This window comes from Arthrobacter sp. HLT1-20, assembly GCF_054510895.1.
In genome coordinates, this window is sequence record NZ_JBTNDR010000018.1 from 1 (window position 1) to 11,671 (window position 11,671).

Genomic DNA, 11,671 nt, shown 5'->3' on the forward strand with positions numbered 1-11,671 from the left:
CCTCCCCTCCCCCCCCCCCCCTCTCGCCCCCCACCCACACACGCGAAACCCCTCTTTTCCCCCCCCCTCCCCCCCCCGGCGCTCGGTCAGACTCGGTGGGGGACGGGACGGGATGGGACGGGACGGGCTACTTCTTTGGCTTGGGTTTGCGCACGTGCGTTCCCCACAGGAAGGCAAGGTAGGACAGTGTCAGCTGGGCCGGGAACGCCACGGCGGGCACACCGCCGGAGATGAGGCAGATCAGCACCGGCAGGAACACCATAAGTGTCAGGTCCGGACCGGACAAGAAGGAGCGGATGGCCCCGGTGGGGATGGGGCCCGTGGGGGACGCAACGGCCGGCATGTTCCAATCCGGTGCCGGCCTAAACGCTGCCCGCAAGGTGACCGCACCCAAGCCCGGACCGGCAAAGAGCGCCAGAACCAGCAGGTCAGGGGAGCCCACGCCCAGGGCCAGCAGCAAGCCAAAGCACACGGCCGCCCACAGCGTCATGGCCAGGGCTGGAATCACAAAGTGCACCCGGTGAACCGTCTTGGCCGGCAGCGGCATGAGTGCATCAACGGCTGGATTGCCTGCGGCAAAGCGGGCGGTTGCGCCAAGGGCTGTGGCAGCAAAATACGCGCACAGGAAAAGCACCACGGCAATCAAGACCGCATTGCCTAGGAATTCAACGGCAGCCAGCGACGCCGGGATGGCGGCCAGCACCAGGACACGCAACAGGGTGCGTGGGGAGCGCAGTGCCATGGTGGCGTGGGTGCTGAGCAACGTCTTGATGCTGCGTGAGGCAGCTGAGCCTTTCTTGAAAACCATGGGGAGCCGTAGCGTGCTTCGGCCCACGGCGGGGCCCGTGCTCAGGGAGCGTGAGAGCTCCGTGGCATCCATGGACAGGAGCGAGCTGGCAGCGTACGCGCCCGCGGCCGCACTGGCCTTCAGCTGTGCCGTGGTGATGCGCTCCAGGTTCACATAGACCAGGGTCAGCAGTCCCAGCGCAAGGGCCACTACCAGCAGCGGCCAGCGTGCGCCGTCGGCCACCAACAGGGGCCAGCTGGTGGGGAGGTACTCCATCCAGGCAGTCTGCCCGGCCGTCACTGCACGGGAACCTGCCACATTGTTGTACAGGGCCGTGGCCACCAGGGTCAGCGGAGCCACCAGGGTGATGGCCCCCATAACGGGCTTGAGCCACGCGCCGGAGTTGGTGATTTGGCACCACCCCGCCAGGCCGTACAGCAGCCAGGCCAGGCCCACGCCGCACAGGGCCGCCAAGGCAATGTTGCCGGGGGCTGGACTAGTCGCCATGCCCAGGGCCAGTGGCACCACCATCAGGATGGCGGCAATGGTGGGCCAGAGCAGCGATTTCAAAAAACCCGGCTGGATGAAACCCCTGCGCCGCACGGGCAGCCCCAGCCACCACGCGGTCTGCGGCAAGGTCATGGCCACCGGTCCCATGGTCATCTCAACGCTCAGCAACGCTGCAGCCAGGGTCAGCAGGACTGTGGCGCTCGCCTGCAGCAGCGTCACGGAGTGGAAGCCCGGCGCAACGGCCATGGCGGCGAGGGCTGATTCGGTGCCCACACCCAGACTGTGGCGCAGGGCAACAATGAGCGCCCCTGCCATGGCCAGCAGTGTCAGGGCGCCCAGGATGGAGGTGTACACCTCGGAGACAAGCTCCATCAGGCCACCCTCGGTGCGGCTCAGCCCGGCCTTGAAGGTGTACTGCCGGATTTCTTTCGCGCTGAAGCGCTCACGTGTTTGCAGGCTCATGGGTGGCTACTCCGCGTACGGGTTCTCGGAGGCGATGGCGGCGGCCGCACGTTGGGGCGTCATGACATGGATGGTGTCGGCAATAAAAAGGGCCTTGGTGGCCACTGTGGTGAGGAAGTCCGGATCATGGGTGACTACCAGCAGTGCCAGGCCGGCATCCACCTCGGCCCGCAACCTGGCGGCCAGCTTGTGCCGCATGGCGGTGTCCAGGCGCTGCTCGGGCTCGTCAAGGACCAGGAGGGAGCGGGGACGCACAAAGGCAGAAGCCAGCAGCATGCGCCGGCGCTGACCCGAGGAGAGGTTGTACGGCCGTGAGGTGGCCTGCCCGGTGAGTCCAAAGAACTCCAGTTCCGCGGCTATGACCTCCTCGACGTCCTCCACCCCGTGCCCTGCGGACACAATGGCCAGGTGCTCCTCCACCGTGAGGGCGGGGAAGAACGCGTCGTCATCAAAGACCACGGCCACTTCACGGCGGAAGTTCAGGGTCCGATCATCCACCTCGGCGCCGTTGATGAGAGTCACCCCGGAGAGCGCCTCCAGCTGGCCCACCACCGTTTTGACAACAGTGGACTTGCCCGCGCCGTTGGGACCCACCAGGGCAAGGGACTGGTGCGAGTGCACACTGAAACTGACCACACCACAGACGGGGTTGCCGCTGTAGCCGGCCTGGAGCTTCTCTGCGCGCACCACATCCTGGTGCTGGGCCGGATTCGAAAGAGGGGAGGAATTGGATACTTTGCTCATCACCTCGAAGTATAGGCTCGCGGCCCCGCGCCGAACATTCAGCCTCAACTTGAGGGTCAAGGCTCAAAACCCAATACGGTCAAATGTTCAAAACATGCCCGCCCAACCCGGTAACCTTGTCACTGGAAGTGATGTAAGGACAAAGCAGCGAAAGTGTGGACTGACAGGTGAGCAACGAGCAGGGTGCAACGGCACTCGTGGGCGAGGACGTTCTGGGCCCAACCGGACGACCCCTGACGGAATTCCCCGAGCCCCCGGTTCTTACCTCCCACGGCCCGGCACGCATTATTGCCATGGTCAACCAGAAGGGCGGCGTGGGAAAAACGACGTCGACCATCAACCTGGGTGCCGCGCTCGCAGAAGCAGGCCGCAAGGTCCTCCTGGTCGACTTTGACCCGCAGGGCGCGCTCTCTGCCGGCCTGGGCACCAACCCGCACGAGCTGGACATCACCGTCTACAACGTCTTGATGGACCGCAAGGTGGACATTCGTGACGCCATCATTCACACCGACGTGGAGAACATTGACATTCTCCCCGCCAACATTGACCTCTCCGCCGCCGAGGTCCAGCTGGTCAACGAGGTTGCCCGCGAACAGGTCCTGGCCAGCGCCCTGCGCAAGGTGGAGGACGACTACGACGTTGTCCTGATCGACTGCCAGCCCTCCCTGGGCCTGCTGACTGTCAACGCGCTCACGGCAGCCCACGGCGTAATCATTCCGCTGATTTGTGAATTCTTTGCCCTGCGCGCCGTTGCTTTGCTGGTGGAAACCATTGACAAGGTTCAGGACCGCTTGAACCCCGGCCTGCAGGTTGATGGCGTCCTGGCCACCATGTACGACGCGCGGACCCTCCACGGGCGTGAAGTGCTGGCCCGCCTGGTGGAAGCGTTTGGGGACAAGGTGTTTGAGACTGTCATCAAGCGCACCATCAAGTTCGCCGACGCCTCCGTTGCGGCCGAGCCCATCACCTCCTACGCCGCCAACCACCAGGGCGCCGATTCCTACCGCCGTCTGGCCAAGGAACTGATCGCCCGGGGCGGCTCGCCCTAACTTGCTTTCGCCATCACACGCCGCGGGGATCGCGGCACGTACGCAGGCCAACAGCCCCCAGCGTTTTGAAGTCCGGCTGGATAATTTCACCGGTCCCTTTGACCTGCTCCTTGGCCTGATTGCCAAGCATGAATTGGACATCACGGACGTGGCCATCGCCACCGTCACGGATGAATTCATCAGCTACCTGAAGGCTCTGCAGGAACTGGGGCAGGAGTGGGCGCTGGATGAAGCCAGCGAATTCCTGGTCCTGGCCGCAACCCTTTTGGATTTGAAGGCTGCCCGCCTGCTGCCCGCCGGCGAGGTGGAGAACGACGACGACCTGGCCCTTTTGGAGGCCCGTGACCTCTTGTTCGCACGGCTTTTGCAGTACAAGGCCTTCAAGGAAGTGGCCGCCCTGCTGGGCGCCGAACTTGACCGCGAAGCGCAGCGCTTCCCCCGCCAAGCGGGGCTGGAACCGCACTTTGCCGCGTTGCTGCCGGAACTGGTGTGGAGGCACACCCCCGAACAGTTCGCGCAATTGGCCGCCAAGGCCATGGAGCCCAAACAGGCACCCATCACCGAGGTGGGCCTGGCGCATTTGCATGTGCAGCCGGTGAGCGTGCGGGAGCAGGCGGCCATCATGACGCTCATGCTCACAGCCGGCATGCCCCACGACGGCGATCCCGGTGCCGCCGGCTGGCTCGGCGCCCCGCTGTCCTTTGCCGCTCTGAGCGCCGACGCCTCCTCCTCCATGGTGGTGATTGCCCGGTTCCTGGCCCTGCTGGAACTGTTCCGGGACCAGGTGGTCACCTTTGTACAGGCCAATCCGCTGGGTGAGCTGCTGGTGCGGTGGAGCGCTGGCGCGCACCACACCCTGGCCACTGACAGCGACTTTGACGATGAGGGTCCGCGCGGGCAGGCCCATGGAGAATCCCCGGAACGTCAGCGCGCGGAGGTGCCATCATGAGCGAAGAATCAAACACCGTGGACGCATCCACGGCTGCGCCCGAAGAGGCTGCGGAACTGCTGGAAACGGCCCACGGCGTAAGAGCTGCGCTGGAGGCCGTGCTCATGGTGGTGGACGAGCCTGTCACCGAGGAAGCCCTGGCCGCCGTGGTGGGTTTGCCGGCTGCGGCAATACGTGAGCAATTACACGAACTGGCACGGGAGTACGACGGCTATACTAGGAAGGGTGACACCGTACCGGTTCGCGGCTTTGAACTTCGGCAACTTGCCGGAGGTTGGCGTGTTTATTCACGAGCTGCTTACGCCGATATCGTGTCACAGTTTGTTGTGGACGGCCAGACAGCCCGGCTCACGCAGGCGGCCTTGGAAACGTTGGCGGTGATTGCTTACCGCCAACCAGTTTCGCGGGCCCGTGTTTCCGCCATTCGAGGCGTAAACGTGGACTCCGTGGTGAGGACGCTGGCGCAGCGCGGACTGATTGAGGAAGTGGGCACCGATGAGGTGTCCGGGGCATTCCTGTACCGCACCACGGCGTACTTTTTAGAACGGCTGGGGATGGGTAGCGTGGATCAGTTGCCGCAAATTGCGCAGCACCTGCCCGGTCTGGAAAACCTTCATGAAATCGATGATTCACACTTTTAGCTTGACCACAACATTTAGTACTTTAAGGATATTCCCATGACACCGACACCGTCGCACCGCTCCGGAAACTCTTCCGGGCAGAACCAGCCGCGTGGAGGTAATCCGCGCTCTGGCGCCCCCAAGTCCGGCGGCTACAAGGGCGGCGCCCCCAAGTCCGGCGGCTACAAGGGCGGTGCCCCCAAGTCCGGCGGATTCAAGTCCGGCGGTTACAAGGGCGCCGGCTCCAGCGAGGGCGGCTACCGCTCCGGCGGCTCCAGCGAGGGCGGCTACCGCTCCGGCGGCTCCAGCGAGGGCGGTTACCGCTCCGGTGGTTACAGCAAGTCCGGCGGCTCCAGCGATGGCGGCATCAAGCCCGGCGCCCTGCGCGCTGCCGGCTACAACTCCGACAGGGCGGCCAATGCTGCCAAGGCTGCCAGCGAGGGCGGTTTCCGCTCCGGCGGCTCCAAGCTGGGCGGCCCCAAGTCCGCCGCCAGCAAGCCCGGTGCACGCAAGCCCAGCCAGACCGGCGCCCGCCCGTTTAAGAACGAGCAGTACGGCCGCACCGTCACCTCCAGCAAAAACCGGCCCACCGAGCAGAACCGCCGTCCGCTGACCACCACGGACGACATTGACATTCACAATGCCGAGGGTGTGCGCCTGCAGAAGGTCATGGCCATGGCAGGTGTGGCCTCGCGCCGTCTGTGCGAGGACATGATCCTTGAGGGCCGCGTCCAGGTTGACGGCGTCACAGTGAACCAGTTGGGCCTGCGCGTGGATCCGGCAACCGTTGACATCACAGTTGACGGCATGACCATCCAGACCAACGACCAGATGGTGTACATGGTGTTCAACAAGCCCAAGGGCGTTGTCTCCACCATGGATGACCCCGAAGGCCGCCCGTGCATCAGCGACTTCCTCAAGAAGCGCCAGACCGCCGAGCGCCTCTTCCACGTGGGCCGCTTGGATACGGCCACCGAGGGCCTGTTGCTCCTGACGAACGACGGCGAACTTGCCAACCGCTTGAGCCACCCCAAATACGGTATCCCCAAGACTTACCTGGTCCAGGTGAAGGGCCCCATGGCGCAGGGTGTTGGTGCCCAGCTCAAGGACGGCGTGGAGCTTGAAGACGGCTGGCAGCGTGTGGATTCCTTCCGTTTGGTGGACTCCACCCCCGGCCACGTCTTGGCTGAGGTTGTTTTGCACTCCGGTAAGAACCGCATTGTGCGCCGCATGTTTGACGCCGTGGGTTACCCCGTGGAGCGCCTGGTGCGCGTCAAGTTCGGCCCCATCGCCTTGGGTGACCAGCGCCAGGGCAGCGTCCGCGTTTTGGGCCGCCACGAGGTGGGTTACCTGCTCGCAGACGTGGGAATGTAAACAAACCCATGAATCCTTCGCACTTATTGGGGCCCGTGCTGGTTCTTGGCAGTGGACTGCTGGGAGCCAGCATTGGGCTCGGGCTGCGTGCCCGCGGCGTGGATGTGGTGCTCAGCGACCCCTCGCCGTCGGCGCAGGCAGTGGCCGTGGACATTGGCGCAGGGCGTGCCTTTGACGGTGCCGAGCCGCTCAATCCTGAGCTGGTGGTGGTGGCCGCGCCGCCGGACGTCAGCGCCACAGTGGTGGCCGCAGCCCTGCGAAGGTACCCGTCCGCCGTCGTAGTGGACATTGCAAGCGTCAAATTTGCTGTGCTGGAAGAACTTGGCGCCCTGGTGGGTGCGGACATGGATTTGCTGCAGCGCTATGTGGGCACCCACCCCATGGCCGGGCGGGAGCGTTCCGGGCCGGTGGCTGCGCGCGGGGAACTGTTCAACTCGATGCCGTGGGTGCTGTGCCCCTCTCAGGTGAGCAGTGCCCACGCCATCAAGGTGGCCCATTCGCTGGCCATTGACCTGGATGCCGTGGTGTTCCGTTTCACTCCCGAGGAACACGATGAAGCTGTGGCGCTGGTTTCGCACTTGCCGCAGATCATGTCCTCCCTGGTGGCCAGCAGGCTGGCGGAAACGCCGGCGCACGCGCTGTCGCTGGCGGGCAACGGCTTGCGCGATGTCACCCGCATCGCCGCCAGCGACCCCTCCCTGTGGGTGCAGATTTTGGGGGCCAATGCCCCCAAACTGCTCACGATCATGGAGGGTGTCCGGCTTGATTTGGACCGCCTGATCAACACGCTCAGCGCACCAACAGCCCCGGGTGCGCGCCTGGATTTGGCGCAGCTCATGGCTGAAGGCAACGCGGGGCAGAGCAGGATTCCCGGCAAGCACGGCGGCCCGCCTCAGCAGTATTCGTGGCTGACGGTGCTGGTGGATGACAAGCCTGGGCAGATTGCAAAATTGTTGACCGAGATCGGTGAGATTGGCGTCAACGTGGAGGATCTTCGCCTGGACCATTCGGCCGGGCTGCAGGTGGGGATGGTGGAGCTTTCGGTGCTGCCGTCCAAGCGTGTGAATTTGGTGCAAGATTTGACGGAACGCGGTTGGAAGGTCATTCAGTGACAGCTAGTGTGCAGTTGCGCCAGGGCAAGCCCCTGGTAATAGCCATTGACGGGCCCTCGGGATCCGGCAAATCAAGTGTCAGCAAGGCTGTCGCGAAGCGGCTTGGCTTGGCGTTCCTGGACACCGGTGCCATGTACCGGGCGCTGACGTGGCATTGCCTCAACGGCCGCATTGACTTGAACAATGCAGCCGCCGTAGAGGCTGCCGCCCGCACCATCACCCTTGAACAAAACCTCACCCCCGACGGCGAGTTCGTTAAGGTCAATGGCATCACGGTCACGGAACCCATCCGGGATCCCGAAATTTCCAAGAATGTCAGCGCCGTGGCCACCAACCTGGGTGCGCGCAAGGAACTGGTGCGCCGCCAGCAGGCCATCATTGCCCAGTGCGGCCACCGCATTGTGGTGGAGGGCCGGGACATCACCACAGTGGTGGCCCCGCAGGCGCAGGCCCGCCTGATCCTGACAGCCAGTGAGGAAGCCCGGATGCGACGCCGGGGAATCCAGTTGGGCGGCACCCAGAGTGCCGAGCAGCTGGTCCAGCAGGTTCTTGCACGCGACGCCAAGGATTCCACAGTGGTTGACTTCCAACGCGCGGCGGATGGTGTCTACACGGTTGATTCCTCGGATCTTGACTTCGAGGAAACTGTCACGGCGGTTATCAATGTGGTGCGATCGGCTGTGAACGAAGGTCCCGCTGCATGAGCCCTGCGGTAAAACCACTGTGGAGCCTGAGTGCGGCCCCGCCGCGTTGGAAGACCCGGTGGAGCCGGCCGCTAGGGCGGGTATTGGACCATGTGGTGTACAAAACCACTGTGCACGGCCGGGAAAACATTCCAACGTACGGTGCGGTGGTGTTCGCCGCCAACCACCTGAGCTACCTTGACGGCCCCGTCATGGTGGGTGCGGCAAACCGATATATGCATGTCATGGTCCGCCACGACATGTTTAAGGGATTCCTGGGCTGGGTATTGCATGCCTCGGGTCAGATTCCCGTCAATAGGGCAGGGGACAGGGCGGCATTGCAACATGCCAAGGCTGTCCTTGACCGCAATGACTGCGTGGGCATTTTGCCCGAAGGCACCCGGGGGACCGGGGATGCCGCAAGCATGAACAGCGGGGTGGCGTGGCTGGCACTGAACTCAAGTGCCGTCGTCGTCCCTGTCGCCATCCTGGGAACCCGGGTTGAGCGCGAACATCGAGACAAAATTCCGGCACCTCGCCGGCATCTGCATGTGGTCTTCGGAGAAGCGATGACCATTGAACGTGAGCCGGGAGTTTCCGGGCGTGTTTCAATGGACAGAGCAACCGATGCGATCCGTCTGCGGCTGGCAGCCCATATTGCTGCCGCAGTAGCGGTCACAGGCCAGGATTTACCTGCGGATGACGACACACCTCTTAAGCAAGAAGGACAGTAACCATGAGCGACTCACAGTCTGCCACGCGCCCCGATGAGGGTGAGTTTAGTCACCGGGACTACGAGCCCACGGGAGCTGACCACATTGCTGAGCGGCTTGCGGAAATCACCGACGAGGACGCCGAAGCCCGCGCCGCCGGCCTGCTCGCAGGCCTGGCCAACTACGAACTCGACGAGGAAGACGCCAAGCTGCTCTCCGGCGAGTTCGACGACGGAACCAGCGAAGACGCGCTCCGCCAGGACCCCGTACTAGCCATTGTAGGCCGCCCCAACGTGGGCAAGTCCACCCTGGTGAACCGTATCCTGGGCCGCCGCGAAGCCGTCGTGGAGGACACCCCCGGCGTTACGCGTGACCGTGTCCAGTACCCGGCCACCTGGAACGGGCGCAACTTCACCCTGGTTGACACCGGCGGTTGGGAAAGCAAGGCCCGCGGCATCGACCAGCGCGTGGCTGAGCAGGCTGAAATTGCCGTGGAGATGGCCGACGCCGTCCTGCTGGTGGTTGACTCCGTAGTGGGCATCACCGCCTCCGACGAGGCCATTGTGCAGATGCTGCGCAAGTCCAAGAAGCCCGTCATCCTGGTGGGCAACAAGGTTGATGACCTGGTCCAGGAAGCCGACGCCGCCTCACTGTGGGGCCTTGGCCTGGGTGAGCCGCACCCCGTCTCGGCTGTGCACGGCCGCGGTGTTGCCGACATGCTGGACGTTGTCATGGACGTATTGCCCGAGTTCTCCGCCGTCGCCGGCATTGAGCGCACAGGCGGACCGCGTCGCGTGGCCCTGATTGGCCGCCCGAACGTTGGCAAGTCCTCCCTGCTGAACAAGCTGGCCGGCACCGAACGCGTTGTTGTTGACAACGTTGCCGGCACCACGCGCGACCCTGTTGATGAGCTCATTGAACTGGGCGACCGCACCTGGAAATTCGTGGACACTGCAGGCATCCGCCGTCGCCAGCACATGGCACAGGGCGCCGACTTCTACGCCTCCCTGCGCACCCAGGGTGCCCTGGAAAAGGCGGAAGTTGCCGTAGTCCTGCTGGCGGTGGATGAGGTGCTCAGCGAGCAGGATGTTCGCATCCTGCAGCTGGCCATCGAATCCGGCCGCGCCCTGGTGCTCGCGTTCAACAAGTGGGACCTGCTGGACGACGAACGCCGCAAGTACCTGGAACGCGAAATCGAGCAGGACCTGGCCCACGTTGAGTGGGCACCACGGGTCAACATCTCAGCCAAAACCGGCTGGCACAAGGACAAGCTGGTGCCGGCCCTGGACCTGGCGCTGGAAAACTGGGACCGCCGCATCCCCACGGGTCGCCTGAACGCGTTCCTGGGCGAATTGGTGTCCGAGCACCCCCACCCGGTCCGTGGTGGCAAGCAGCCGCGCATCCTGTTCGGCACACAGGCCTCCAGTCGCCCGCCGAAGTTCGTCTTGTTCACCACGGGCTTCCTGGACCCCGGGTACCGCCGCTTCATCACACGCCGTCTCCGCGAGACCTTTGGCTTCGAGGGCACGCCCATCGAGGTCAGCATGCGCGTGCGTGAAAAGCGCAGCAAAAAGAAGTAAGAATGCGCTCATTTCCCGGCCGGCAGCAACTCCGGCCGGGAAGTGAGATGGCCATCACATGTGGATTGGTCAAAGTGCCCTAAAATATGGGGTAAACTTTTTGTCGTTGGTTCAGCCGGTGAAGATATCTTCTCCGAGGTTGAGCTTTCGGGCTGTAGCGCAGCTTGGTAGCGCACTTGACTGGGGGTCAAGGGGTCGCAGGTTCAAATCCTGTCAGCCCGACCGAACAAAAACCCGCTGCTTCTTAGTTTCTGACTGAGAAACAGCGGGTTTTTTGGTGCTTAAACGCTTGGCGCTATCGAAACGGTTATCCGCTGTTGATTTATCGAGCGCGGATCACCATTTCGGCGTCGCTGACCGGAACGTCTAATTGGTTCCGGCGTCATCCTAGACTGGTGGCACGGAGACGGCGGAGTGAAGGGTGCAGGAAATGGACAAGTACGACGTCAAGAAGGCTCACAAGGAGCTCTTTGCGCCCAGTGCCAAGGACTTTTCCCTCGTTGACGTGCCCTGGGCCCAGTACCTGGCCATTGACGGGCACGGCAACCCCGGGACGTCGGCCGCCTACACCGAGGCGCTCGAGGCTCTCTACGCCACGGCCTACGGCGTGAAATTCGCCAGCAAAAACGGACTGGGGCGGGACTTTGTGGTGGCGCCGCTGGAGGGGCTGTGGTGGGCGGCAGATATGGGCGCATTTACGGCCGGGGACAAGGACCAGTGGGATTGGACCATGATGATCAGCCAGCCCGGCTGGATCACCCAGGACCTGGTGGCGGGCGCCGTCGAGCAGGCTGCCGCGAAGAAGAAGGCCCTGCCCGGCCTGGACCGGCTGCGAGTCATGGAGTTGGAAGAGGGGCTGTGCGTGCAGATCCTCCATATAGGTCCGTACGACGACGAGGCCCCCACCCTGGCGCGCCTGCACGAGCGCTTCATGCCGGCGAACGGACTGGCCTTCAATGGCAAACACCACGAAATTTACCTGGGCGATCCCCGCCGTGCCGCGCCGGAGAAACTCAAAACCATTCTGCGCCAGCCAGTAGTCCGCCGCTGAAGCCTGCCCTTCCTGGACCCGCAGTCAGGCAGCGAAT

Annotated in this window: 11 protein-coding genes and 1 tRNA gene; 10 read left to right on the forward strand and 2 right to left on the reverse strand. The window is 63.8% G+C overall.

Annotated features, from left to right (window positions below; genetic code table 11):
• Nucleotides 1-127 precede the first annotated feature (127 nt).
• The gene (locus tag ACX80Q_RS10990) at nucleotides 128-1,759 is read right to left on the reverse strand and encodes a DUF6297 family protein (RefSeq protein WP_459330573.1); all 1,632 of its coding nucleotides are present in this window, start codon (nucleotides 1,757-1,759) and stop codon (nucleotides 128-130) included.
• Between the two features lie 6 nt (nucleotides 1,760-1,765).
• Nucleotides 1,766-2,503, reverse strand: a complete 738-nt coding sequence (locus ACX80Q_RS10995; RefSeq protein ID WP_459330574.1) for an ABC transporter ATP-binding protein — start codon at nucleotides 2,501-2,503, stop codon at nucleotides 1,766-1,768.
• 167 nt (nucleotides 2,504-2,670) lie between these two features.
• Here ACX80Q_RS10995 and ACX80Q_RS11000 point away from each other — a divergent pair, with 167 nt between their 5' ends.
• The 10 genes from ACX80Q_RS11000 (at nucleotide 2,671) to ACX80Q_RS11045 (ending at nucleotide 11,634) form a co-directional block, all read left to right on the forward strand.
• Nucleotides 2,671-3,552, forward strand: coding sequence for a ParA family protein (locus tag ACX80Q_RS11000; RefSeq protein ID WP_103466289.1), 882 nt, complete (start codon nucleotides 2,671-2,673; stop codon nucleotides 3,550-3,552).
• Nucleotides 3,553-3,580: 28 nt separating this feature from the next.
• Nucleotides 3,581-4,501, forward strand: coding sequence for a segregation and condensation protein A (locus ACX80Q_RS11005; RefSeq protein WP_459330635.1), 921 nt, complete (start codon nucleotides 3,581-3,583; stop codon nucleotides 4,499-4,501).
• Entirely contained in the window at nucleotides 4,498-5,142 is a 645-nt protein-coding gene (gene scpB, locus ACX80Q_RS11010) for an SMC-Scp complex subunit ScpB (protein WP_459330575.1), read from the forward strand. Before ACX80Q_RS11005 ends, scpB begins: the two co-directional genes overlap by 4 nt.
• 36 nt (nucleotides 5,143-5,178) lie before the next feature.
• Complete coding sequence (locus ACX80Q_RS11015) at nucleotides 5,179-6,495, forward strand: pseudouridine synthase (protein ID WP_459330576.1); 1,317 nt, start codon at nucleotides 5,179-5,181, stop codon at nucleotides 6,493-6,495.
• Nucleotides 6,496-6,503: 8 nt separating this feature from the next.
• Nucleotides 6,504-7,607 (forward strand): prephenate dehydrogenase, encoded by a 1,104-nt coding sequence (locus ACX80Q_RS11020; RefSeq protein ID WP_459330577.1) that lies wholly within the window; start codon nucleotides 6,504-6,506, stop codon nucleotides 7,605-7,607.
• Nucleotides 7,604-8,311 (forward strand): (d)CMP kinase, encoded by a 708-nt coding sequence (gene cmk / locus ACX80Q_RS11025; protein ID WP_459330578.1) that lies wholly within the window; start codon nucleotides 7,604-7,606, stop codon nucleotides 8,309-8,311. The genes ACX80Q_RS11020 and cmk overlap by 4 nt, the downstream gene beginning before the upstream one ends.
• On the forward strand, nucleotides 8,308-9,024 hold the full coding sequence (locus tag ACX80Q_RS11030) for a lysophospholipid acyltransferase family protein (RefSeq protein WP_459330579.1): 717 nt from the start codon (nucleotides 8,308-8,310) through the stop codon (nucleotides 9,022-9,024). Before cmk ends, ACX80Q_RS11030 begins: the two co-directional genes overlap by 4 nt.
• A gap of 2 nt (nucleotides 9,025-9,026) precedes the next feature.
• The gene (gene der, locus ACX80Q_RS11035; protein ID WP_459330580.1) at nucleotides 9,027-10,583 is read left to right on the forward strand and encodes a ribosome biogenesis GTPase Der; all 1,557 of its coding nucleotides are present in this window, start codon (nucleotides 9,027-9,029) and stop codon (nucleotides 10,581-10,583) included.
• A 148-nt stretch (nucleotides 10,584-10,731) separates the two neighbouring features.
• Nucleotides 10,732-10,805: transfer RNA gene (locus ACX80Q_RS11040), tRNA-Pro, on the forward strand.
• Between the two features lie 208 nt (nucleotides 10,806-11,013).
• Nucleotides 11,014-11,634, forward strand: coding sequence for a GyrI-like domain-containing protein (locus tag ACX80Q_RS11045; RefSeq protein ID WP_459330581.1), 621 nt, complete (start codon nucleotides 11,014-11,016; stop codon nucleotides 11,632-11,634).
• The last annotated feature ends 37 nt before the right edge of the window (nucleotides 11,635-11,671 follow it).

Bases quoted from the DNA above. Each gene is read 5' to 3' on its own strand.
- ACX80Q_RS10990 (WP_459330573.1), bottom strand. From the start codon at position 1,759: ATGAGCCTGCAAACACGTGAGCGCTTCAGCGCGAAAGAAATCCGGCAG.
- ACX80Q_RS10995 (WP_459330574.1), bottom strand. From the start codon at position 2,503: ATGAGCAAAGTATCCAATTCCTCCCCTCTTTCGAATCCGGCCCAGCAC.
- scpB (WP_459330575.1), top strand. From the start codon at position 4,498: ATGAGCGAAGAATCAAACACCGTGGACGCATCCACGGCTGCGCCCGAA.
- ACX80Q_RS11015 (WP_459330576.1), top strand. From the start codon at position 5,179: ATGACACCGACACCGTCGCACCGCTCCGGAAACTCTTCCGGGCAGAAC.
- ACX80Q_RS11020 (WP_459330577.1), top strand. From the start codon at position 6,504: ATGAATCCTTCGCACTTATTGGGGCCCGTGCTGGTTCTTGGCAGTGGA.
- ACX80Q_RS11030 (WP_459330579.1), top strand. From the start codon at position 8,308: ATGAGCCCTGCGGTAAAACCACTGTGGAGCCTGAGTGCGGCCCCGCCG.
- der (WP_459330580.1), top strand. From the start codon at position 9,027: ATGAGCGACTCACAGTCTGCCACGCGCCCCGATGAGGGTGAGTTTAGT.
- ACX80Q_RS11045 (WP_459330581.1), top strand. From the start codon at position 11,014: ATGGACAAGTACGACGTCAAGAAGGCTCACAAGGAGCTCTTTGCGCCC.